This window comes from Streptococcus sp. k-163 (genome assembly GCF_013277555.1).
Classification (GTDB): domain Bacteria; phylum Bacillota; class Bacilli; order Lactobacillales; family Streptococcaceae; genus Streptococcus.
The window spans coordinates 18,408-41,010 of sequence record NZ_VMND01000007.1 but is presented as its reverse complement, the minus strand read 5'-3'; the positions used below and the strand labels follow the sequence as shown (position 1 = coordinate 41,010).

The 22,603-nt window shown below is 42.0% G+C and carries 20 protein-coding genes; 15 read left to right on the top strand and 5 right to left on the bottom strand.

The genetic code is table 11. The annotated features are described in order from the left end of the window. Positions 1-17 precede the first annotated feature (17 nt). From metF to ugpC, 9 genes are all read left to right on the top strand, one after another. Entirely contained in the window at positions 18-884 is an 867-nt protein-coding gene (gene metF / locus HT731_RS02285; RefSeq protein WP_061759506.1) for a methylenetetrahydrofolate reductase [NAD(P)H], read from the top strand. 495 nt (positions 885-1,379) lie between these two features. Then, positions 1,380-3,593 carry a polyribonucleotide nucleotidyltransferase gene (gene pnp / locus HT731_RS02280; RefSeq protein ID WP_061759505.1) on the top strand — a complete coding sequence of 738 codons (2,214 nt, stop codon included), beginning with the start codon at positions 1,380-1,382 and terminating at the stop codon, positions 3,591-3,593. A 15-nt stretch (positions 3,594-3,608) separates the two neighbouring features. Then, complete coding sequence (cysE, locus tag HT731_RS02275; RefSeq protein WP_061759504.1) at positions 3,609-4,226, top strand: serine O-acetyltransferase; 618 nt, start codon at positions 3,609-3,611, stop codon at positions 4,224-4,226. An 11-nt stretch (positions 4,227-4,237) separates the two neighbouring features. Beyond that, the gene (locus HT731_RS02270; RefSeq protein WP_061759503.1) at positions 4,238-5,122 is read left to right on the top strand and encodes a GNAT family N-acetyltransferase; all 885 of its coding nucleotides are present in this window, start codon (positions 4,238-4,240) and stop codon (positions 5,120-5,122) included. A gap of 301 nt (positions 5,123-5,423) precedes the next feature. Continuing rightward, positions 5,424-5,945: a dihydrofolate reductase family protein gene (locus HT731_RS02265; RefSeq protein ID WP_061759502.1), complete on the top strand. Its 522-nt coding sequence runs from the start codon at positions 5,424-5,426 to the stop codon at positions 5,943-5,945. A 17-nt stretch (positions 5,946-5,962) separates the two neighbouring features. Next, complete coding sequence (cysS, locus tag HT731_RS02260; protein ID WP_061759501.1) at positions 5,963-7,306, top strand: cysteine--tRNA ligase; 1,344 nt, start codon at positions 5,963-5,965, stop codon at positions 7,304-7,306. Continuing rightward, on the top strand, positions 7,299-7,685 hold the full coding sequence (locus tag HT731_RS02255; RefSeq protein WP_061759500.1) for a Mini-ribonuclease 3: 387 nt from the start codon (positions 7,299-7,301) through the stop codon (positions 7,683-7,685). Before cysS ends, HT731_RS02255 begins: the two co-directional genes overlap by 8 nt. A gap of 3 nt (positions 7,686-7,688) precedes the next feature. Beyond that, the gene (locus HT731_RS02250) at positions 7,689-8,558 is read left to right on the top strand and encodes a PucR family transcriptional regulator (protein WP_061759499.1); all 870 of its coding nucleotides are present in this window, start codon (positions 7,689-7,691) and stop codon (positions 8,556-8,558) included. A gap of 112 nt (positions 8,559-8,670) precedes the next feature. Beyond that, positions 8,671-9,801, top strand: a complete 1,131-nt coding sequence (gene ugpC / locus HT731_RS02245) for a sn-glycerol-3-phosphate ABC transporter ATP-binding protein UgpC (RefSeq protein ID WP_000229946.1) — start codon at positions 8,671-8,673, stop codon at positions 9,799-9,801. A gap of 98 nt (positions 9,802-9,899) precedes the next feature. Here ugpC and HT731_RS02240 read toward each other — a convergent pair whose 3' ends face one another. The 5 genes from HT731_RS02240 to HT731_RS02220 all read right to left on the bottom strand — a co-directional run bounded on the left by HT731_RS02240 (position 9,900) and on the right by HT731_RS02220 (position 14,155). Then, positions 9,900-11,090: a ferric reductase-like transmembrane domain-containing protein gene (locus HT731_RS02240; RefSeq protein WP_173277496.1), complete on the bottom strand. Its 1,191-nt coding sequence runs from the start codon at positions 11,088-11,090 to the stop codon at positions 9,900-9,902. 142 nt (positions 11,091-11,232) lie between these two features. Then, positions 11,233-11,892: an amino acid ABC transporter permease gene (locus HT731_RS02235; RefSeq protein ID WP_033689194.1), complete on the bottom strand. Its 660-nt coding sequence runs from the start codon at positions 11,890-11,892 to the stop codon at positions 11,233-11,235. 9 nt (positions 11,893-11,901) lie between these two features. Beyond that, positions 11,902-12,579: an amino acid ABC transporter permease gene (locus HT731_RS02230; protein WP_173277495.1), complete on the bottom strand. Its 678-nt coding sequence runs from the start codon at positions 12,577-12,579 to the stop codon at positions 11,902-11,904. A gap of 12 nt (positions 12,580-12,591) precedes the next feature. Next, on the bottom strand, positions 12,592-13,386 hold the full coding sequence (locus HT731_RS02225; protein ID WP_173277493.1) for a transporter substrate-binding domain-containing protein: 795 nt from the start codon (positions 13,384-13,386) through the stop codon (positions 12,592-12,594). A gap of 10 nt (positions 13,387-13,396) precedes the next feature. Beyond that, entirely contained in the window at positions 13,397-14,155 is a 759-nt protein-coding gene (locus tag HT731_RS02220) for an amino acid ABC transporter ATP-binding protein (protein ID WP_173277491.1), read from the bottom strand. A 176-nt stretch (positions 14,156-14,331) separates the two neighbouring features. On the opposite strand from HT731_RS02220, the gene recJ reads away from it, so the two are divergent. The 6 genes from recJ to HT731_RS02190 all read left to right on the top strand — a co-directional run bounded on the left by recJ (position 14,332) and on the right by HT731_RS02190 (position 22,602). Beyond that, positions 14,332-16,554 (top strand): single-stranded-DNA-specific exonuclease RecJ, encoded by a 2,223-nt coding sequence (recJ, locus tag HT731_RS02215; RefSeq protein WP_061759554.1) that lies wholly within the window; start codon positions 14,332-14,334, stop codon positions 16,552-16,554. 172 nt (positions 16,555-16,726) lie between these two features. Then, positions 16,727-18,388: a ribonuclease J gene (locus HT731_RS02210; protein ID WP_061759495.1), complete on the top strand. Its 1,662-nt coding sequence runs from the start codon at positions 16,727-16,729 to the stop codon at positions 18,386-18,388. A gap of 66 nt (positions 18,389-18,454) precedes the next feature. Next, a complete protein-coding gene (locus tag HT731_RS02205) occupies positions 18,455-19,234 on the top strand; it encodes an alpha/beta hydrolase family protein (protein ID WP_173277489.1) in 780 nt (259 codons plus the stop codon). Between the two features lie 130 nt (positions 19,235-19,364). Further along, entirely contained in the window at positions 19,365-20,585 is a 1,221-nt protein-coding gene (locus tag HT731_RS02200) for an aminoacyltransferase (protein ID WP_173277487.1), read from the top strand. A 4-nt stretch (positions 20,586-20,589) separates the two neighbouring features. Further along, positions 20,590-21,822: a peptidoglycan bridge formation alanyltransferase MurN gene (murN, locus tag HT731_RS02195; protein ID WP_061759492.1), complete on the top strand. Its 1,233-nt coding sequence runs from the start codon at positions 20,590-20,592 to the stop codon at positions 21,820-21,822. A gap of 78 nt (positions 21,823-21,900) precedes the next feature. Further along, positions 21,901-22,602 carry a M57 family metalloprotease gene (locus tag HT731_RS02190; protein WP_061759491.1) on the top strand — a complete coding sequence of 234 codons (702 nt, stop codon included), beginning with the start codon at positions 21,901-21,903 and terminating at the stop codon, positions 22,600-22,602. The last annotated feature ends 1 nt before the right edge of the window (position 22,603 follow it).

The following is a 22,603-nucleotide window of genomic DNA, read 5'->3' as shown; positions in this document are numbered from 1 at the left end:
TAGAAAAGGATAAGACTATGTCACGCCAAACACCGTCACTCTCATTTGAAGTGTTCCCTCCAAACCCAGCAGTGGGTAATGATAACATTATTTCTGCTCTTCAAGATATGCAGGAGTTGGCTCCCCACTTTATCAGTGTGACTGCCAGCAATAATAAATTTAATATCAAGGAAACGACGGTCCGTTTGGCCGACTTTATCCAAAATGACTTAGCGATTCCGACTATTGCTCACTTGCCAGCCATCTATTTGACCAAGGACAAGGTTGCTGAAACCATTGCTGACTTGGACAAGGTTGGGGTGCAGAAAATCTTGGCTCTTCGTGGGGATATCATTCCAGATGTAGAGCCACAGAAAGATTTTCGCTACGCAACCGACTTGATTGAGTTCATTAAGGAACAAGCCCCTCACTTTGATATTATTGGAGCTTGCTATCCAGAAGGGCATCCAGATTCGCCAAATCAGATTTCAGATATCCAAAATCTCAAGAAGAAAGTGGATGCAGGCTGCTCGAGCCTTGTAACTCAGCTTTTCTTTGACAATGAGCGCTTCTATGATTTCCAAGACAAGTGTATCTTAGCTGGGATTGATGTTCCCATTCATGCAGGGATTATGCCAATTCTGAATCGAAATCAGGCTCTCCGCCTCTTGAAGACTTGTGAGAATATCCATCTTCCACGCAAATTTAAAGCCATCTTAGACAAGTATGATCATGACCCTGAGTCGCTCAGAGTAGCAGGACTTGCCTATGCAGTGGACCAAATCGTGGACTTGGTAACTCAGGATGTTGCAGGTGTGCATCTCTACACCATGAACAATGCGGATACAGCAAAATACATCCACCAAGCAACTCATGCCTTGTTTAATCATCAGTCTCTAGGATAATAAAAAGCAAACCATTCTTCTCAAGTGAGGGGAATGGTTCCTTTTTAATGGTACAGACCGCACTTTTTAAGAAAAATATGATAAAATAGACTCTGTACGTACTTGATACAAAGATGAGGGTATTTAAGTTTCAAAGGCTTTGTCGATTCTCAATTTTATGACAGAAATTTTTTAATAATTTGTTCTTTTCAGTATTTAGTTTGAGCGACACGAACGAGTCAAATCGATGTTATTTGACGTGAGAGTTAGTAAAGCATTTAGCTAATCGCCTAATAGCGGTTAGCGTGAAAGGATTAGATGCTTTAGCATCAAACCTTTCTAATGATTTGTATCTTGAAAGCTGAACATGCCTACAACTCTGTGTAAAACAGATAAACTGTCTTGTATTCATCGAAGACTTCGTCAGTTTCCTATTTTTACTTTGCTTTTGACGTCCTTGGTATCTTGATCTTTGTAGGCAAGACGTATAATATTATCAATCCAAAGGGGATTAAAATGACAAAACAAGTGTTTCAAACGACTTTTGCGGGTCGTGAGTTAATTGTAGAGACTGGTCAGGTTGCTAAGCAAGCAAATGGCTCTGTTGTCGTGCGTTATGGTGAGTCAACTGTCTTGACTGCGGCCGTGATGTCTAAAAAAATGGCAACTGGGGATTTCTTCCCGCTTCAAGTCAACTACGAAGAAAAAATGTATGCAGCTGGGAAGTTTCCTGGTGGCTTTATGAAACGTGAAGGACGTCCTTCAACAGATGCGACTTTGACAGCGCGTTTGATTGACCGTCCAATCCGTCCTATGTTTGCGGAAGGTTTCCGTAACGAAGTCCAAGTCATCAACACCGTGCTTTCTTATGATGAAAATGCTTCTGCACCAATGGCAGCTATGTTTGGTTCATCATTGGCACTTTCCATTTCAGATATTCCATTTGATGGTCCAATCGCTGGTGTCCAAGTGGGTTATGTGAATGGTCAAATCATCATCAACCCTACGCAAGAACAGGCAGAGCATTCTCTTCTTGAATTGACAGTAGCTGGTACCAAGCACGCCATCAACATGGTAGAGTCTGGTGCTAAAGAATTGTCAGAAGAAATCATGCTGGAAGCTCTCCTTAAAGGGCACGAAGCAGTTAAAGAATTGATTGCCTTCCAAGAAGAAATCGTTGCAGCAGTTGGTAAAGAAAAAGCAGAAGTAGAATTGCTTCGTGTGGACGCTGAATTGCAGGCTGAAATTATCGCAGCATACAACAGCGATCTCCAAAAAGCGGTCCAAGTAGAAGAAAAATTGGCCCGTGAAGCCGCAACTCAAGCAGTTAAGGACCAAGTAACTGCTGTTTACGAAGAAAAATATGCGGACCACGAAGAATTTGACCGTATCATGCGTGATGTGGCTGAAATCTTGGAACAAATGGAACACGCAGAAGTGCGTCGTTTGATCACAGAAGACAAGGTACGTCCTGATGGTCGTAAGGTCGATGAAATCCGTCCTTTGGATGCGGTTGTTGACTTCCTTCCTCGTGTACATGGTTCAGGTCTCTTCACTCGTGGGCAAACTCAAGCCCTTTCAGTCTTGACCTTGGCTCCGATGGGAGAAACTCAAATCATTGATGGTTTGGATCCAGAGTACAAGAAACGCTTTATGCACCACTATAACTTCCCACAATACTCTGTTGGGGAAACTGGTCGTTATGGTGCACCTGGTCGTCGTGAAATCGGTCACGGTGCTCTTGGTGAGCGTGCCCTTGCTCAAGTCTTGCCAAGCTTGGAAGAATTCCCATACGCTATCCGTTTGGTAGCAGAAGTCTTGGAATCAAATGGTTCTTCATCTCAGGCTTCTATCTGTGCTGGAACTCTTGCCCTTATGGCTGGTGGGGTGCCAATCAAGGCGCCAGTAGCTGGTATTGCCATGGGACTTATCTCAGATGGAAATAACTACACAGTCTTGACAGATATCCAAGGTTTGGAGGACCACTTTGGAGATATGGACTTTAAGGTTGCAGGTACTCGTGATGGGATTACAGCCCTTCAAATGGATATTAAGATTCAAGGGATCACTGCAGAAATCTTGACTGAGGCTCTTGCCCAAGCCAAGAAAGCGCGTTTTGAAATCCTTGATGTGATTGAAGCAACCATTCCAGAAGTTCGTCCAGAATTGGCTCCAACTGCTCCGAAAATTGATACTATTAAGATTGATGTGGACAAGATTAAGATTGTCATCGGTAAAGGTGGAGAAACCATCGATAAGATTATCGCTGAAACAGGCGTTAAGATTGATATCGATGAAGAAGGAAATGTGTCTATCTACTCTAGTGACCAAGATGCTATTAACCGTGCCAAAGAAATCATTGCTGGTTTGGTTCGTGAAGCCAAAGTGGATGAAGTTTACCGTGCTAAGGTTGTTCGTATCGAGAAATTTGGTGCCTTTGTTAACCTCTTTGACAAGACGGATGCCCTTGTTCATATCTCTGAAATGGCTTGGACGCGTACCAACAATGTCGAAGACTTGGTAGCAATCGGGGATGAAGTTGATGTTAAGGTTATCAAGATTGATGAAAAAGGACGTGTGGATGCTTCTATGAAAGCTCTTCTTCCTCGTCCTCCAAAACCTGAACGTGATGAAAAAGGTGAAAAATCAGAGCGTCCTCACCGTCCACGTCATCACAAGGGTCACAAACCTAAGAAAGAATTTACAGAAACACCAAAAGATTCAGAATAAGAAAAGGAGAAATGTATGGGATGGTGGCGCGAAACCATTGATATCGTAAAAGAAAATGATCCAGCGGCCCGCACCACTTTGGAGGTTTTGCTGACTTATCCAGGTGTCAAGGCCTTGGCGGCCCACCGTCTCTCGCATTTTCTCTGGAAGCATGGCTTCAAACTACTGGCTCGTATGCACAGTCAGTTTTGGCGCTTCTGGACTCAAATTGAGATTCATCCAGGTGCCCAGATTGATTCAGGTGTCTTTATCGACCACGGATCTGGCCTGGTGATTGGGGAGACAGCGATTGTTGAAAAAGGCGTTATGCTTTACCACGGAGTAACTCTTGGTGGAACTGGTAAGGATGTTGGCAAACGCCATCCGACCGTGCGAAAGGGAGCTCTCATCTCTGCTCATGCTCAAGTCATTGGACCGGTAGAAATCGGTGAAAATGCCAAAGTCGGTGCTGCAGCAGTTGTTGTAGCAGATGTTCCGAGTGATGTGACGGTTGTCGGAATTCCAGCTAAGATTGTCCGAGTGCATGGGCAAAAGGATGAACCAACCATTCACGAAGTTGAAGTGAAACGGGAATACTATGTCAATAAACTTGAGCAGGCTAAAGATGCCAGTCACAGATCTTCTGGTTTGTAGAGGATACCTATATGATTCAAGCAAGAAACAAGTTAAGCCAAGAGGAGTTATCTGAGGCGAAAAAACTAATTAACTGTTGCCAAAATTATGACGGTACCTATCGTGATCCCTATCTCTCTAACATGCTTAATTTTGACCCAAACATGCCCGCCTTTTTCCTTTATTATGAAAAAGGCGAACTTGTTGGTCTATTAACTGTCTATGCAGATGATCAAGATGTAGAAGTGACGATACTGGTTCATCCAGCTCATCGCCGTCAGGGAATTGCACATGTATTGTTTACTAGTTTTGAGAAAGAAACGGCTTCTTTCCCTATTCGTTCAGTTACTTTTCAGACAGAGCGTGTTTTTCTAGACCGCCATCCTGATTTTGTCAGTAACTGGGGATTGGTCGAGGACGAGTATACAGAAACCTGGTTAGGTAAGGATAGAAGACCTTATCCGTTAGCAAATGTTTCCAATCTTGAAGTTTTGTTAGCAGATAGTTCGTATCAGGAGCAAATTAGTCAGTTAAAATTTCAGGCATTTTCAGAGGAACATGAATCTAGAGAAGTTGTGAATAGATATGTCGCTGAAGCTCTGAAGGATCCAGAAAGTCGCCTATATATTTTATTAAAAAACGGTCAGGTTATTGGAACTTGCACGGTAGATTTATCGACTAATACGAATTACTTCTACGGTTTAGCAATAGCTGAGCTTGAACGTGGGAAAGGCTATGGAAGTTACTTAGCAAAATCCCTTGTCAACCAACTAATTGAACAAAATGACAAGGAATTTCAGATTGCAGTGGAAGATAGCAATGTAGGTGCCAAGTGCTTGTATGAAAAAATTGGCTTTGTCAAACAGACCCAGGTGGTTTATCTGAATGATAAAGGAGCAAGGGATTCCGAAGTGTAGAGACATTCGGACTGAAATTCAATTGAACTGTCAGTGATGAAATTAACTGTTCTTGGATTTTGGTTTTCCTGACTATTATTTTATGATTAAAATCTATGACACCTTGAGCCGGAAGTAGACAGGAGAGGTGCTTGAATGTTTAAGAATGAATCTTTCTGCTGCAGATTAGAATTGCTGTTGTCTGGCTTATTTTTCTTGTCCAGCAAGGATTTTGCTGAATACTTTGATTAACTGAGGTCCAATCATCTGGGTCTATCCCGCTAAGTGAAGGCGAAGCAGAACTAGAAAGGAAACTACAAGAATGGCAGTATATTTTTACGGCTGTGTCACCATGGATGGCTACTTGGCAGACAGCCAGCACAGGATAGACTGGTTGCATCAGCTTGGTTCTGTAGAGGATACAGGCTATGATGACTTTTACAGGCAAATGGATATCACCATCATGGGCAAACGGACCTTTGAGGAAATCCAAGATTTGCAAGATGTAGAACGTTTTTATCAAGCTACGGAAAACTATGTCTTTACGCATGATAGGCACCTGCCTGTCAGCAATTACCAGCCAGTAGCTGGGGATGTGGTGGACTTTGTTCACCAGATTGACAAAGGCAAAAATGTCTTTGTGATTGGTGGTAATTCCTTAGTAGGACCGCTCTTAGATGCAGATCTTTTCGACCACCTCATTATTCAGATAGCGCCCCTTATCCTAGGAAAGGGGGTTCCCCTCTTTACCCAAGAGGAAGGGCAGCGCTTTTACCAACTGGATAGCCTCAGACAATTTGGTCCTTTTGCAGAGCTGGTTTTCAGCCGAAAAAGTCAGAAATAGAGAAGGGAGTGGACCGCATGATTAAAATTTACGACACCATGTCTCGTGATTTGCGAGAATTTGTCCCGATTGAGGACGGCAAAGTCAAGATGTATGTTTGTGGGCCAACCGTGTACAACTATATCCACGTGGGGAATGCCCGCTCAACAGTGGCTTTTGATACCATTCGTCGCTATTTTGAGTATCGTGGGTACGAGGTTGCCTATATTTCCAATTTTACGGATGTGGATGATAAGATTATCAATCGTGCCAAGGAAGAAGGCATCACGCCTCAGGAGGTTGCTGACAAGTACATCGCTGCCTTTCGTGAGGATGTGACGGCCTTGGGTGTCAAACCTGCGACCCACCATCCGCGTGTGGTGGAGTTTATGGTGTATATCATCCGCTTTGTGGAAGATTTGATTGAAAAAGGCTTTGCTTACGAGAGTCAAGGAGATGTTTACTTCCGTGTGGAAAAATCTCACAACTATGCCAAGTTGGCCAATAAAACCCTGGAAGATTTGGAGCTGGGTGCTTCAGGTCGTACCGATGAAGAAACGGCTCGTAAGGAAAATCCTGTAGACTTTGCTTTATGGAAATCTGCCAAACCAGGAGAGATTTCTTGGGATAGTCCTTGGGGACCTGGTCGTCCGGGCTGGCACATCGAGTGTTCAGTCATGTCGACAGAGATTTTAGGTGATACCATTGATATCCACGGTGGTGGAGCCGACCTAGAGTTTCCTCACCATACCAACGAAATTGCCCAGTCAGAAGCCAAAACAGGCAAGATCTTTGCCAACTACTGGATGCACAACGGCTTTGTCAACATCGATAATGTCAAGATGTCCAAGTCCTTGGGGAACTTTATCACTGTGCATGATGCCCTTAAAACCCTTGATGGGCAAGTACTTCGTTTCTTCTTTGCGACACAGCATTACCGCAAGCCTATCAACTTTACGGAAAAAGCAGTGCGTGATGCCGAGACCAATCTCAAGTATCTAAAGAATACTTACGAGCAACCATTTACAGGAACTGTAGATGCTCAAGAGCTACAAGCATTTAAAGATAAGTTTGTAGCGGCTATGGATGAAGATTTCAATTCTGCTAACGGTATCACAGTAGTTTTTGAAATGGCCAAATGGATAAACTCTGGTAACTATGATGCAAGTGTTAAGAAAGCTCTTGCAGATATGTTGGAAGTCTTTGGAATTGTCTTTATTGAGGAAGTGCTGGATGAAGAGATTGAAGCCTTGATTCAAAAACGTCAAGAAGCGCGTGCCAATCGTGACTTTGCGACAGCGGACCAGATCCGTGACCAATTGGCTGCTCAAGGGATTAAACTCCTTGACACCAAGGATGGAGTGAGGTGGACACGTGATTGATGTCAATCTCATTAATGGGATTGCGTTAGCTTTTGAGGGGGACGCGGTGTATTCTATGTATATTCGCCGTCACCTCATCCTCAAAGGTATGACCAAACCCAATAAACTCCACCAAGAAGCGACCAAGTATGTGTCAGCCAAAGCTCAGGCTCGCCTGATTTCCCTTATGTTGGAGGAGCAAGTACTGACGGAAAAAGAAGAAGCAATCTACAAACGTGGCCGCAATACCAATAGTCATACCAAGGCCAAAAATGCTGATGTGGTGACTTACCGTATGTCCACAGGTTTTGAAGCAGTCATGGGCTATCTCCATATGACTGAAAATCTGGAACGTCTTGAGAGCTTGATTTCGTGGTGCATCCAAAAAGTGGAGGGCTAGGATATGATGGTAAAAGAACTACAAGACTGGTTTCCTGAGGCTCAGATTTCAGACCAACCAGTAGAGAAAGAGGGCTATCTCATTCTCCCTTTAGCTTCTCAGCAGTGGATTTTGCTGGAGGAAGCTGGACTCAGCGAGCGTGAAAAGCAGTTGGTTGCCCTTTTGACCCAGCAGGAGCAGGCTCGTTCGCTCAATCCTTGGTATTCTTTTCTGATGGAGAGCAAGGGACAGGCACCACAAACTTTTAAAAAGATTCAGTTGGTTTATTGTCATCTTTCCTATTTTCAGCAGGAAAATCTAGCTTCTTGGCTAGATATGATGCGGACTCTTTTTCCGAACTGTCAGGCGGTGCTTCAAGTCGGAGCTCAGGACTATGTTTTCGTGCTTCAACAAGATAAATACACTTCTGTACGAGCTATTTTAAGTGATACGATTGAAGCGGTTGAGTATGACTTTGGATTGCGTCTGTCTATCATGTTAGGCCAGGTTTGGTCTCAGACGGGACATCAAGCCCTATCAGACTTGATTAAAGCGGAGAGGGATTTGTTTAAGACTTGGTGGCGTCAGGGTCACCAAGGTGTTCATACCTTTTCTCAGCTCTATCTTTGGAGTATGGGGGAACGGCTTGTAGATTTGAGAGTAATCAAGGAATGTCTACACCAGATGATTTTGGATCAAGACCAGATTCAGGAAATCATTCTCTCCCTTTGGGAAAACAGTGCTGTCCTAACAAAAACAGCCCAGCAACTCTATCTGCATCGTAATTCTCTCCAATACAAGATTGATAAGTGGGAAGAATTAACAGGGCTTCAGTTGAAGGAATTGACCGACCTGACCTTGTGTTATCAATTGATTTTACCAGATATTCTCTAAAGTTTTGTGCAAGTTGCACAGAACTTTTTTATTTTTTTGGTCACCTTGCCATAGAAATGTAAAGCGTTTTCATCTATAATAAAACTATCAAAAGACAAAAGGAGTTCACCTCATGGTAGAATTGAATCTTAAAAACATTTACAAAAAATATCCAAACAGCGAACACTACTCAGTTGAAGACTTCAACTTGGACATCAAAGACAAAGAATTTATCGTTTTCGTAGGTCCTTCAGGATGTGGTAAATCAACTACTCTTCGTATGATTGCAGGTCTTGAAGATATTACAGAAGGAACTGCATCTATCGATGGCGTGGTTGTCAACGACGTAGCTCCAAAAGACCGCGACATCGCCATGGTATTCCAAAACTACGCTCTTTACCCACACATGACTGTTTATGACAACATGGCTTTCGGTTTGAAATTGCGTAAATACAGCAAGGAAGACATCGACAAACGTGTGCAAGAAGCAGCTGAAATCCTTGGATTGAAAGAATTCTTGGAACGTAAACCAGCTGACCTTTCAGGTGGTCAACGTCAACGTGTTGCCATGGGTCGTGCAATCGTCCGTGACGCAAAAGTATTCTTGATGGACGAGCCTTTGTCAAACTTGGATGCAAAACTCCGTGTATCAATGCGTGCTGAAATCGCTAAAATCCACCGTCGTATCGGGGCTACAACTATCTACGTAACTCACGACCAAACAGAAGCGATGACACTTGCAGATCGTATCGTTATCATGTCAGCAACTAAGAACCCTGCTGGTACAGGTACTATCGGACGTGTAGAACAAATCGGTTCTCCTCAAGAAGTTTACAAAAACCCAGTTAACAAATTCGTTGCAGGATTCATCGGAAGTCCAGCAATGAACTTCATCAATGTGAAATTGGTTGGTAGCGAAATTATTTCAGACGGTTTCCGTTTGAAAGTTCCAGAAGGCGCTTTGAAAGTACTTCGTGAAAAAGGCTATGAAGGTAAAGAATTGATCTTCGGTATTCGTCCAGAAGATGTGAATGCAGAACCTGCTTTCCTTGAAACATTCCCAGAATCAGTTGTAAAAGCGACTATTTCTGTATCTGAATTGCTTGGTTCAGAATCTCACCTTTACTGCCAAGTTGGTAAAGACGAATTCGTTGCCAAAGTTGACGCTCGTGACTACTTGCAAACAGGTGCAACAGTTGAACTTGGCTTTGACTTGAATAAAGCTCACTTCTTCGATGTAGAAACTGAAAGAACAATTTACTAAGATAAATAAAACTCAAAACACTGCTAGAGAAATCTGGCAGTGTTTTTGAGTGTTTGCGTAGAAAAAACTCCTGGGAAATTCCAGGAGAATGTAGTTGGTTATTTGAACTTGAATCCTTCGTAAATAAGCTCTGCTTTTGGATTTTGTTTCTTAATCTGTTTAGCGAGTGAATTCATCATAGAAAGAGGACCACACATATAGACGCTTACATGTTCGGGCACTTCTTTTTGTTCAAAATGAAGATAGCCATCTTTTGTACTGTCTACTAGATGGAGTTCAAAATTAGGACTTTTCTGAGCATAGTCACGAAGCAAATCTAGATAGACTGCATTTTCCTCTCCACGGAAGCTATAGTAGAAGTGAATCTGTTTATCTAAAATAGGATGTTCACGGATGTAAGAGATGAAGGGGGTGATCCCAATACCTCCAGCAATCCAAACTTGATTTTCTCGTCCTTCTTCTATAATCATGTGTCCGTAAGCTCTGTCTACGCTTACTTTGCTGCCGACTTGAAGATTGTCATAGATATTCTTGGTATGGTCGCCTGAATTTTTGACAGTAAAGTAAAGAGTTTGACCATGACCTCCTGAGATAGAAAAGGGATGCGGAGCACTTTCAAAACCTTCTTGGAAAATCTTTAGGAAGGCAAATTGTCCTGATTGATAGTTGAAAGGTCTGCTAAGATGGATTTGAATTTCCCTAGTATCGTGATTCAAGCGTTTGAGGTTGGTAATTTTCCCTAGATAGGGGAAGCCAATCTTTTGATATAGAAAAATGATATAAAAACCAGCTAGCAAGCCTAAAAGGGCATAGCTACTAACAAGAAAACTTAGAAGATTAAATGTAAGGAGACGATTGCCCATCATCATGTAGACGTGAAAGAGTCCAAAAATATAAGCTAGGTAAACCAGGCGGTGAATCCATCGCCAAGCTTCGTATTGGATGTATTTGCCTAAATAGGCGACAAGGATGATGCTGACAAAGATATAGATGGCAAGGTTGCCAAACTGAGCAGCTAATCGAGAGCCCCACAAACCGCCCATACTAAAATTATGAAAGATTAGTAGGATGATGGAGAGAAGGGCTGTGAATTTGTGGACGGTGTAGACCTTCTCCAAACCGTGAAACCAACTTTCTAGTAGTGGGAGACGAGTGGCTAGGATAAAAGTCAGAGATAGGCTTGTTAAAGCTAGCCCTGGAATCATGAATTGGGGAGAAGTGTTCATCCAAGTCAAAATAGTCAAGATAAAACTAGCTATGATAAAGAGTAATCCTTTGATTGATTTCATAGAAAATTCCATTTCATTTAGATTTGATTTGTTGTAAACGAATTTGTTACATTTTATCATAGAAAAAGTATGGTGTCAAATTGATGTCTATAAATATCTGCTATCATTAAAAAACTCTCCAATTGAACTGGAGAGTGGCTGTTTATTCTGCGGCTTGTTGCCAACGTTTTGCTAGCATATGAGACAGGCTCGAAATTGCTAGGTTAAAGCTGAAGTAGATGAGGGCAATCAGGATATACAGACTGAACACTTGCTCTGGTTCGAAATAACGGCCCATGAGAATTTGGCTGGCTCCAAAGAGTTCTTGTAGGGCGATAACAGAGTAGAGGAGGCTGGTATCCTTAATCACGGTAACAAACTGAGAAATGATGGCTGGCAGCATTTTACGAATAGCTTGTGGAAGAATGATGTGGTAGAGGATTTGGGCTGAGGTGAAGCCTTGTGACATTCCTGCTTCGTACTGTCCCTTGTCTACGGCATTGAGACCACCTCGGATAATCTCAGCCAAGGCTGCTGATGTAAAGAGAGTAAAGGCAGTGATTCCTGCTGGAGTGGACTTCATCTTGAAAACCAAAAAGATAGTAAAAATCCAGAGGAGGTTGGGAACGTTACGCACAAACTCGATATAAATGCTGGAGATGATACGTAAGACAGGATTTTTCCCATTTCTCATGACGGCTAGCACCGTTCCGATAAGGGTAGAGAGGACGATGGCAATCAGAGAAATATAGAGGGTCAAGCCAAATCCTTTAAAGATAAAGATTAGGTTATCTGGGGTCAAAACTTCTAAAATGGATTCCATAGTAACCTCCTAAAGTGAATAGGCTTTTTTGTTGGCTTGCTCCATCTTGCGACCAAACTGGGCAACAGGGAAGCATAGAGAGAAGTAGAGCAGGGCAGCGCCTAGAAAGGCTGGGATATAGTTTCCGTTAAGAGCCGACCAAGATTTGGTTACAAACATCAAGTCCACTCCAGAAATGATAGCGACTGTCGAGGTGTTTTTGATGAGGTTAACGATTTGGTTGGTCAAAGGAGGGAGAATGATACGGAAGGCCTGAGGCAAGATAATCAAGCGCATGGCACTGATATAGGTAAACCCTTGCGACAAGGCGGCCTCCATCTGACCGCTAGGAATAGACTGAATACCTGAGCGAATCGCCTCAGCGATATAGGCTCCGTGATAGAGCCCTACGCAGAGTACAGCTGTCCAATAAATCGGAATCATGATGATGTGGTCACTGATAAGAGGTAGACCATAAAAAACGATGACAAACTGCACCAAGAGGGGAGTGTTTTGGTAAAATTCGACAAAGATGCGAGCCAAAATTCTCAATATTGGATGCTTGCTGGTTGACATGGCTCCAAAGAAGATGCCCAAGACCATTGCGAGGATAAAGGATCCGATCGCTAGGGCAAGGGTGAAGAGGAAACCATTGAAAAATTGTCCAAAATCCTGAAAATAGGCTGTCCAAGATGATAAATCTGTCATGGGGTGTCCTCCTTAATCTGCAGTATGGCTAGATGGTTTGAGCTTGTAACGGTCATAAAGTTTTTGCAAACTGCCATCCTTACTCCATTTAGTAACCAAGTTATCGAGATAGTCGTTGAGCTCTGTATTTGATTTCTTGGTAACGATACCGTAGTCAGATGGCTTGAAACTATCATCTAGTAGTACTGTTCGTTTACTGATATAGCCAGATAGAATCGAGCGGTCAACGGAAAAAGCATCAATACGGTGAGCATGAAGGGACGTAATCAATTCTGGGTAGGAACCCAGTTCGACGAATTTAAAGGTCAATCCTTTCTTTTTACCCAGTTCGGTAATCAAACGCTGAGTAATGGAACCTTGGGCAACTCCGATAGTTTTTCCGTTTAGTTCCTCAATGCTTTTGATTTTGGCAGACTTATTGACCAAAAAGCCAGATGCGTCCGTGTAGTAGGGGCTGGTGAAGTTGTAGAGTTTTTTGCGTTCGTCTGTGATGGTAAAGGTCGCGATATCCATATCGACTTGTTCATTGTCTAGAAGTGGTCCACGAGTTTGTGCGGTAACAGGCACATAGCGAACCTTGACCTTGAGTTCATCTGCTACCATCTTGGCCAAGTCTGTTTCGATACCAGAATAGGTCCCTGTCTTAGGATCCTTGTAACCAAAATTAGGAACGTCTTGTTTGACACCGACAACTAGCTCGCCTCTTTTTTGAATATCTGTAACGCTGGTATTAGCCTGAACTGGTTTTGCAGCAGCAAGGCTGAAAAGGCTAATCAATATTGCTGATAAAAAGAATTTCTTTTTCATAAACGCCTCCTTATTTTACTTTGTCACTTTCGTGGTTGATGATTTTGCTGAGAAATTGTTGGGCACGAGGTTCGCTTGGATTGTCGAAAAAGTCATCAACATCTGTTGTATCTACTAAAACCTCTCCGTCAGCCATAAAGATGATGCGGTCGGCAACTTCATGGGCAAAGCCCATTTCATGAGTAACGACAATCATATTCATACCATCGTGGGCCAATTTTTGCATAACTGCTAGAACATCGCCGATGGTTTCAGGGTCAAGGGCAGATGTTGGTTCATCGAAGAGGAGGAGTTCAGGATGCATAGCGAGTCCACGTGCGATGGCAATCCGTTGTTTTTGTCCACCAGATAGCATGGCTGGATAAGAATCTTTTTTGTCCCACATATTTACAAATTCCAGATATTTTTGGGCTATTTTTTCAGCTTCTTTTTTATCAATTCCTAGAACTTTTATGGGTGCAAGTGTTACATTTTCTAACACAGTTTTGTGGGGGTAGAGATTGAAATGCTGGAAAACCATGCCGACTTCCTTGCGAAGAGGCACCAAATCTTTCTGGCTGGCACCAGCAACTTGGTGACCATTTACTAGAAGACTTCCTTTGTCAACAGCCTCCAGACCATTAATGGTACGGATCAGAGTGGATTTACCAGAACCAGATGGTCCAAGGAGGACAACGACTTGCCCTTTTTCAAAACGGAGATTGATGTCGCGGAGTGCGTGGTAGTCTCCGTAATATTTTTCGACGTGTTCAAATTCTACTAAAGCCATAAGGAATCTCCTTTGTGTTAGATTTTATAACATGATTCTACACCAAAAGATTTTTCTTGTCAAATCATATCAGAAAAAAGTTAGTAAAATTTTTGTAGAAAGCAATCAGGATAGAGAAAAAGCCTAAATCATGTTATAATGAAGCGATAGAATTCTTAGAAAGAGTGGATGTCTTTTTGATAACACCTACTTATGAATGGCAGTTTGCCCCGCAAGTAGAAGATGCGGATTTTACAAAGATAGCCAAGAAGGCTGGACTGGGTCCTGAGGTGGCTCGGTTATTATTTGAGAGAGGGATTCAGAAGCAAGAAAGTTTGAAGAAGTTTTTAGAACCTTCCTTGGAGGACTTGCATGATCCTTATCTGCTCCATGATATGGACAAGGCAGTGGAACGGATCCGTCAGGCCATTGAAGAAGGGGAAAATATTCTCGTCTATGGAGATTACGATGCGGATGGCATGACTTCGGCTTCTATTGTGAAGGAAAGTTTGGAACAGCTTGGTGCTGAGTGCCGTGTTTACTTGCCCAATCGTTTTACAGACGGTTATGGACCTAATGCCAGTGTCTATAAGTACTTCATCGAGCAAGAAGGAATTTCCTTGATTGTGACAGTGGATAATGGAGTTGCTGGTCACGAGGCTATTGAACTGGCTCAGTCGATGGGGGTCGATGTCATTGTGACTGACCACCATTCTATGCCTGAAACCTTACCAGATGCCTATGCTATTGTCCATCCTGAGCATCCAGATGCGGACTATCCTTTTAAATATTTGGCTGGCTGCGGAGTGGCCTTCAAGTTAGCTTGTGCCCTGTTAGAAGAAGTTCAAGTGGAACTGCTTGATTTGGTCGCTATTGGTACCATTGCAGATATGGTTAGTTTGACGGATGAAAACCGCATTTTGGTTCAATACGGCCTGGAAATGTTGGGGCATACTCAACGAATTGGTCTACAAGAAATGATGGATATGGCTGGGATTGCTGCCAACGAAGTGACAGAAGAGACAGTTGGTTTCCAGATTGCCCCTCGTTTGAATGCCTTGGGGCGCTTGGATGATCCTAATCCAGCCATTGATTTGCTTACTGGCTTTGATGATGAGGAAGCGCATGAGATTGCCCTCATGATTCATCAGAAAAACGAAGAGCGCAAGGAGATCGTCCAGTCTATCTATGAAGAAGCTAAGACCATGGTGGACCCTGAGAAGAAGGTCCAAGTCTTGGCCAAGGAAGGCTGGAATCCTGGGGTTCTGGGTATCGTGGCTGGTCGTTTGTTGGAAGAACTAGGGCAGACAGTTATTGTTCTTAATATAGAGGACGGTCGTGCCAAGGGTAGTGCTCGTAGTGTGGAAGCGGTCGATATTTTTGAGGCTCTGGATCCTCATAGAGACCTCTTCATAGCCTTTGGTGGCCATGCTGGCGCAGCAGGAATGACGCTGGAAGTGGAGAAACTCTCAGATTTATCTCAGGTCTTGGAAGATTATGTCCGTGAAAAAGGCGCAGATGCTACTGGCAAGAATAAGTTAAACCTAGATGAAGAGTTGGATTTGGAGACTTTGAGTCTTGAAACAGTCAAGAACTTTGAGCGCTTGGCACCTTTTGGAATGGATAATCAGAAACCTGTCTTTTATATCAAGGATTTTCAGGTCGAAAGTGCCCGTACTATGGGAGCAGGCAATGCTCATCTCAAGTTGAAAATTTTCAAAGGTGAGGCGAGTTTTGAAGTGGTAGCATTTGGACAAGGTAGATGGGCAACAGAATTTGCTCAAACCAAGAATCTAGAGTTAGCAGTCAAATTGTCTGTCAACCAATGGAATGGCCAAACTGCCCTCCAGTTGATGATGGTGGATGCGCGTGTGGAGGGGGTTCAACTCTTTAATATCCGTGGAAAAAATGCAGTCTTGCCAGAAGGGGTTCCAGTCTTGGATTTTGCTGGAGAATTGCCGAATCTGGCGACTAGTGAAGCTATTGTCGTGAAAACCATTCCTGAGGATATTACCCTGCTGAAGACCATTTTTCAGGAACAGCATTTCTCTGCTGTTTATTTCAAAAACGACATTGACAAGGCCTACTATCTGACGGGGTATGGGACTAGAGAGCAGTTTGCTAAATTGTACAAGACCATCTACCAGTTTCCAGAGTTTGATATTCGCTACAAGCTGAAAGACTTGGCTGCTTATCTCAATATCCAACAAATCTTGCTGGTCAAGATGATTCAAGTATTTGAAGAGTTAGGCTTTGTGACGATCACAGATGGTGTCATGACAGTGAATAAAGAGGCGCCAAAGCGGGAAATCGGAGAAAGTCAGATTTACCAAAATCTCAAACAAACCGTCAAAGATCAAGAAATGATGGCGCTAGGTACCGTGCAAGAAATTTATGACTTTTTAATGGAAAAAGAGTAGACGTAGGAAAGAGTTGGGCAACCAGCTCTTTTTTGAAAACGAATCTTCATTTTGAAAATCATCAAAAAAATGGTATAATGGTAGGAAAAGATTCGGCTAAAAGTAATAGTGCTTTTAGAATAAAAGGGCAAGTAACCCTATAATCAAGATAAACTAAGCTTTCGGAGGAAAAATGAGTAATATCAGTTTAACAACACTTGGTGGTGTACGTGAAAATGGGAAAAATATGTATATCGCTGAAATCGATGGGTCTATTTTCGTTTTGGATGCAGGTCTGAAATACCCTGAAAATGAACAACTAGGGGTGGATGTAGTTATTCCAAATATGGACTACCTTTTTGAAAATAGTGACCGTATCGCAGGGGTCTTCTTGACTCACGGGCATGCGGATGCCATTGGTGCTCTTCCTTATCTCTTGGCTGAAGCCAAGGTACCTGTATTTGGTTCTGAGTTGACCATTGAGTTGGCCAAACTCTTTGTCAAAGGGAATGATGCGGTTAAGAAATTTAATGATTTCCATGTGATTAATGAGGATACGGAGATTGATTTTGGAGGGACTGTGGTATCCTTCTTCCGTACGACCCACTCTATCCCAGAAAGTCTGGGTGTGGTCTTGAAGACAGCTGAAGGTAGCATCGTTTATACAGGTGACTTCAAATTTGACCAGACAGCTAGTGAATCCTATGCGACAGACTTCGCTCGTTTGGCAGAAATCGGTCGTGATGGAGTTCTAGCTCTGCTTAGCGATTCAGCCAATGCAGACAGCAATATCCAAGTGGCTAGCGAAAGTGAAGTTGGGGACGAAATCACTCAAACTATTGCAGATTGGGATGGTCGTATTATCGTTGCGGCGGTAGCCAGCAACCTTTCTCGTATCCAGCAGGTGTTTGACGCTGCGGATGCAACAGGTCGTCGTGTGGTCTTGACAGGATTTGATATTGAAAATATCGTCCGCACTGCTATTCGTCTTAAGAAATTGTCTCTAGCTAACGAGAGTCTTTTGATTAAACCGAAAGACATGTCTCGCTTCGAGGATCATGAGTTGATCATCCTTGAGACAGGCCGTATGGGTGAGCCTATCAACGGTCTTCGCAAGATGTCGATTGGTCGCCATCGTTATGTGGAAATCAAGGATGGTGATTTGGTCTATATCGTAACGACTCCGTCTATCGCCAAAGAAGCAGTTATGGCGCGTGTGGAAAATATGATTTACCAAGCTGGCGGAGTTGTCAAGCTTATCACCCAAAACTTACGTGTGTCAGGCCACGGAAATGCGCGTGATTTGCAATTGATGATCAATCTCTTGCAACCCAAGTATCTCTTCCCAATTCAAGGGGAATATCGTGAGTTGGATGCCCATGCTAAGGCTGCCATGGCGGTTGGTATATTGCCAGAACGTATTTTCATCCCTAAAAAGGGAACCAGCATGGCTTATGAGAATGGAGACTTTGTCCCAGCTGGTGCAGTTTCGGCAGGGGATGTCTTGATTGACGGAAATGCCATCGGTGATGTTGGTAATGTGGTTCTTCGTGACCGTAAGGTCTTGTCAGAGGATGGGATTTTCATCGTCGCAATCACCGTTAACCGTCGTGAGAAGAAAATTGTAGCCAAGGCTCGTGTTCATACGCGTGGATTTGTTTATCTCAAGAAGAGTCGCGATATTCTCCGTGAAAGTTCAGAATTGATTAACCAAACGGTAGAAGACTATCTTCAAGGAGAAGACTTTGACTGGGCAGATCTTAAAGGGAAGGTTCGGGATACTCTGACCAAGTATCTTTTTGATCAAACTAAGCGTCGTCCAGCAGTTCTACCAGTAGTCATGGAAGCAAAATAATCGTTGAAATAAACAGAGGGAAAGTCGAATTTCGGCTTTTTCTTATCGGAAAATAGAGGAAAAAATATGGCAGTAATGAAAATAGAGTATTACTCACAAGTTTTGGATATGGAGTGGGGGGTGAATGTCCTTTACCCTGATGCCAATCGAGTGGAAGAACCAGATTGTAAAGACATTCCCGTCTTGTACCTCTTGCACGGGATGTCTGGTAATCATAATAGTTGGCTCAAGCGGACCAATGTGGAACGCTTGCTTCGAGGCACTAATCTTATCGTCGTCATGCCCAATACCAGCAACGGTTGGTACACCGATACCCAGTATGGTTTTGACTACTACACAGCTCTAGCAGAGGAATTACCAGAGGTTTTGAAACGCTTCTTCCCTAATATGACCAGCAAGCGTGAAAAGACCTTTATCGCTGGTCTCTCTATGGGAGGCTATGGCTGCTTTAAACTGGCTTTTGCTACAAATCGTTTTTCTCATGCAGCTAGTTTTTCAGGTACACTTAGCTTTGAAGATTTTTCTCCTGAGAGTCAAAATTTGGGTACGCCAGCTTACTGGAGAGGTGTGTTTGGGGAAATTAAAGATTGGACCACTAGCCCTTATTCTCTTGAAAGTCTGGCAAAAAAATCAGATAAACAGACCAAGCTTTGGGCTTGGTGTGGCGAGCAAGATTTCTTGTATGAAGCCAATAATCTGGCAGTGAAAAACCTCAAAAAACTAGGCTTTGATGTGACCTATAGCCATAGCGCTGGAACTCATGAGTGGTATTATTGGGAAAAACAATTGGAAGGTTTTTTAGCAACCCTACCAATTGATTTCAAATTGGAAGAGAGATTGAGCTAGTTTTTTATAAATAAACTACCATTTATAGTTATTCTTGGCTTAAAAACAATTATGGAAGTCTATTTTCACTAGACTTTTTAATCGAAAATAGTAAAATAGTAGAGAGATACTAGTTGAAAGAGAGAAAAATATGTATCGTTATCAGCTTGGGATACCATTATCAGAGTATGATGATTTTGTAAAAGAACATCCCATGGTTAATCTATTACAAAGCAGTGCTTGGGAAAAAGTGAAATCTGATTGGAATCATGAGAGACTTGGGGTTTATGAAGGGGAAAAATTACTGGCTGTGGCTAGTATTCTCATAAAGTCTCTGCCTTTGGGGTATAAAATGTTTTATATTCCAAGAGGTCCCATATTGGATTACAGGGATACAGAAGTTTTAAAGTTTGTCCTGCAGTCTATTAAGTCTTATGCTCGCAGTAAGAAAGCTATCTTTGTGACTTTTGACCCAAGTATTTGTCAATCTCAACATTTGGTCAATCAAGATAAAACAGAATATCCTGAAAATCTTGTTCTTGTTGAGACTTTAGGGCAACTAGGAGTGAAATGGTCTGGGCAGACAGCCGAGATGGATGATACTATTCAACCTCGTATTCAGGCGAAAATATACAAGGAAAATTTTGAAGAAGATAAACTTTCTAAGTCAACAAAACAAGCTATCCGAACGGCTCGAAACAAAGGGCTTGAGGTTCAATATGGTGGACTGGAACTATTAGATTCGTTTTCGGAGTTGATGAAAAAAACCGAGAAACGAAAAGATATTCATTTAAGAAATGAAGTCTACTATAAAAAATTATTAGATAACTTTAAAGAAGATTCTTATATCACGCTAACGAGTTTGGATGTTTCTAAGCGTTTACGAGAATTAGAAGAACAGCTGGAAAAAAATAGAGTAGTTGCAGAAAAATTTAGTGATGCAACCAAACCTTCAAAAGTTCAAGAAAATATAAAAGAAAAAGAACGTTTAGAAGTGGAAAGAGATTTCTTGCAGGGATATATGAATGAAGGAAAATCAAACATTCCTTTAGCAGCTACTTTGAGTTTGGAATTTGGTAATACTTCTGTCAATCTATATGCTGGTATGGATGATGCTTTTAAACGTTACAATGCACCAATTTTAACTTGGTATGAAACAGCTCGCTATGCCTTTGAGCGAGGTATGGTGTGGCAAAATTTAGGAGGCGTCGAAAATCATTTAGACGGTGGACTCTATCGTTTTAAAGCTAATTTTAATCCAACGATTGAAGAATACTTGGGTGAATTTACAATGCCTACCCATCCTCTCTATCCTCTGTTAAGACTTGCTCTTAATTTCCGTAAAACATTAAGAAAAAAACATAGAAAGTAAGTATATGGTACTAACAACACTCACGAAAGAAGAGTTTCAGACTTATTCTGATCAGGTTTCTTCTCGTTCTTTTATGCAATCTGTCCAGATGGGTGATTTGCTAGAAAAAAGAGGGGCTCAAATTGTTTATCTTGCTTTAAAAAAAGAAGGAGAAATTCAAGTTGCAGCTATGGTTTATAACTTGCCCATGTTAGGTGGTCTGCATATGGAGCTCAATTCGGGTCCGATTTATACCCAACAAGATGCTCTTCTAGTTTTTTATGCGGAGTTAAAAGAATATGCCAAACAAAATGGTGTCTTAGAGTTGCTTGTAAAACCTTATGAAACTTATCAAACTTTTGATAGCCAAGGTAATCCAATAGATGTTGAGAAAAAAAGTATCATTCAAGGTTTAACTGATTTGGGTTATCAATTTGATGGTTTGACGACAGGATATCCAGGTGGGGAACCGAATTGGTTATATTATAAGGATTTGACTGATTTAACTGAAAAGAATTTGCTTAAAAGTTTTAGTAAAAAGGGGAAGCCTTTGGTGAAAAAGGCTGAAACGTTCGGCATTCGGTTGAAAAAGTTAAAACGTGAAGAGCTATCAATGTTTAAGAAGATCACAAAAGAAACCTCTGAACGTAGAGAATATAGTGATAAAAGTTTAGAATACTATGAGCATTTTTATGATGCTTTTGGAGAACAAGCTGAGTTTCTCGTAGCAATCTTGAATTTTTCGGAATATATGAACAAATTACAAGGTGAGCAAAGTAAACTAGAAGAAATAGTGGACAAGTTGCGACTTGATTTGAGTAAAAATCCTCATTCTGAGAAAAAACAAAATCAACTGAGAGAATATTTGAGTCAATTTGAAACTTTTGAAGTTCGAAAAGCAGAAGCGCGAGACTTGATTGAAAAATATGGGGAAGAAGATATTGTTTTAGCCGGAAGTTTATTTGTTTATATGCCTCAGGAAACGACTTATCTCTTTAGTGGCTCCTACACTGAGTTTAATAAATTCTATGCCCCTGCACTGCTTCAAAAATATATTATGTTGGAAAGCATAAAACGTGGAATACCTAAATACAACTTCCTAGGCATTCAAGGGATTTTTGATGGAAGTGATGGTGTTTTGCGTTTTAAACAAAATTTTAATGGCTATATTGTACGCAAAGCGGGTACTTTCCGTTACCATCCATCACCTTTAAAATACAAAGCTATTCAGTTATTCAAAAAAATATTAGGACGTTAAGATGAAAAAGCCAGTATTTAGCTTTCTTTCAGCTTGTTTTAGTAAAATAGACTTTATTTGCTAGAAAGGTGGAGAGACATGCGCTGGATTTTTCGTTTGATAGGGGCTTTCTTTTCTTTTGTGTGGAGTTTGTTTTGGCGCCTGGTTTGGATTGTTTTGATTTTATGCACTCTTGCTTTTGGATTTCTCTGGTATCTGAACGGGGATTTTCAAGGAGCGTTGAAGCAAGTTGAGCGGTCAGTAAAGATTGGTCAACAAAGTATTGACCAATGGGAAAAAACAGGGCAACTGCCTAAGTTGAACCAGACAGATAGCCACCAGCATTCTGAAGGAAGGTGGTCACAGGCTTCTGCTCGTATTTACTTGGATTCACAGATGGATTCACGCTTTCAAGAGGCGTATTTAGAAGCGATTCAGAACTGGAATCAAACTGGTGCTTTTAACTTTGAAGTCGTGACAGAGTCTAGCAAGGCAGATATTATGGCTACGGAGATGAATGACGGAGGCACTCCTGTGGCAGGAGAGGCGGAAAGTCAGACTAATCTCTTAACGGGACAATTTTTATCTGTCACGGTGCGGTTGAATCATTATTATCTGTCCAGTCCTGACTATGGTTATTCCTATGAACGCATTGTCCATACGGCGGAACATGAGTTGGGTCATGCGATTGGCTTGGACCATACAGATGAGAAATCAGTGATGCAACCGGCCGGTTCCTTTTATGGTATCCAGGAAGAGGATATTGCAAACCTCCGAAAAATATATGAGACTAGTGAGTAGG

Bases quoted from the DNA above. Each gene is read 5' to 3' on its own strand.
- HT731_RS02240 (WP_173277496.1), bottom strand. From the start codon at position 11,090: ATGAAATCAATCAAAGGATTACTCTTTATCATAGCTAGTTTTATCTTG.
- HT731_RS02230 (WP_173277495.1), bottom strand. From the start codon at position 12,579: ATGACAGATTTATCATCTTGGACAGCCTATTTTCAGGATTTTGGACAA.
- HT731_RS02225 (WP_173277493.1), bottom strand. From the start codon at position 13,386: ATGAAAAAGAAATTCTTTTTATCAGCAATATTGATTAGCCTTTTCAGC.
- HT731_RS02250 (WP_061759499.1), top strand. From the start codon at position 7,689: ATGATGGTAAAAGAACTACAAGACTGGTTTCCTGAGGCTCAGATTTCA.
- metF (WP_061759506.1), top strand. From the start codon at position 18: ATGTCACGCCAAACACCGTCACTCTCATTTGAAGTGTTCCCTCCAAAC.
- HT731_RS02200 (WP_173277487.1), top strand. From the start codon at position 19,365: ATGTATCGTTATCAGCTTGGGATACCATTATCAGAGTATGATGATTTT.
- HT731_RS02190 (WP_061759491.1), top strand. From the start codon at position 21,901: ATGCGCTGGATTTTTCGTTTGATAGGGGCTTTCTTTTCTTTTGTGTGG.
- ugpC (WP_000229946.1), top strand. From the start codon at position 8,671: ATGGTAGAATTGAATCTTAAAAACATTTACAAAAAATATCCAAACAGC.
- pnp (WP_061759505.1), top strand. From the start codon at position 1,380: ATGACAAAACAAGTGTTTCAAACGACTTTTGCGGGTCGTGAGTTAATT.
- HT731_RS02235 (WP_033689194.1), bottom strand. From the start codon at position 11,892: ATGGAATCCATTTTAGAAGTTTTGACCCCAGATAACCTAATCTTTATC.
- HT731_RS02205 (WP_173277489.1), top strand. From the start codon at position 18,455: ATGGCAGTAATGAAAATAGAGTATTACTCACAAGTTTTGGATATGGAG.
- HT731_RS02220 (WP_173277491.1), bottom strand. From the start codon at position 14,155: ATGGCTTTAGTAGAATTTGAACACGTCGAAAAATATTACGGAGACTAC.
- HT731_RS02265 (WP_061759502.1), top strand. From the start codon at position 5,424: ATGGCAGTATATTTTTACGGCTGTGTCACCATGGATGGCTACTTGGCA.
- HT731_RS02270 (WP_061759503.1), top strand. From the start codon at position 4,238: ATGATTCAAGCAAGAAACAAGTTAAGCCAAGAGGAGTTATCTGAGGCG.
- HT731_RS02210 (WP_061759495.1), top strand. From the start codon at position 16,727: ATGAGTAATATCAGTTTAACAACACTTGGTGGTGTACGTGAAAATGGG.
- murN (WP_061759492.1), top strand. From the start codon at position 20,590: ATGGTACTAACAACACTCACGAAAGAAGAGTTTCAGACTTATTCTGAT.
- cysS (WP_061759501.1), top strand. From the start codon at position 5,963: ATGATTAAAATTTACGACACCATGTCTCGTGATTTGCGAGAATTTGTC.
- cysE (WP_061759504.1), top strand. From the start codon at position 3,609: ATGGGATGGTGGCGCGAAACCATTGATATCGTAAAAGAAAATGATCCA.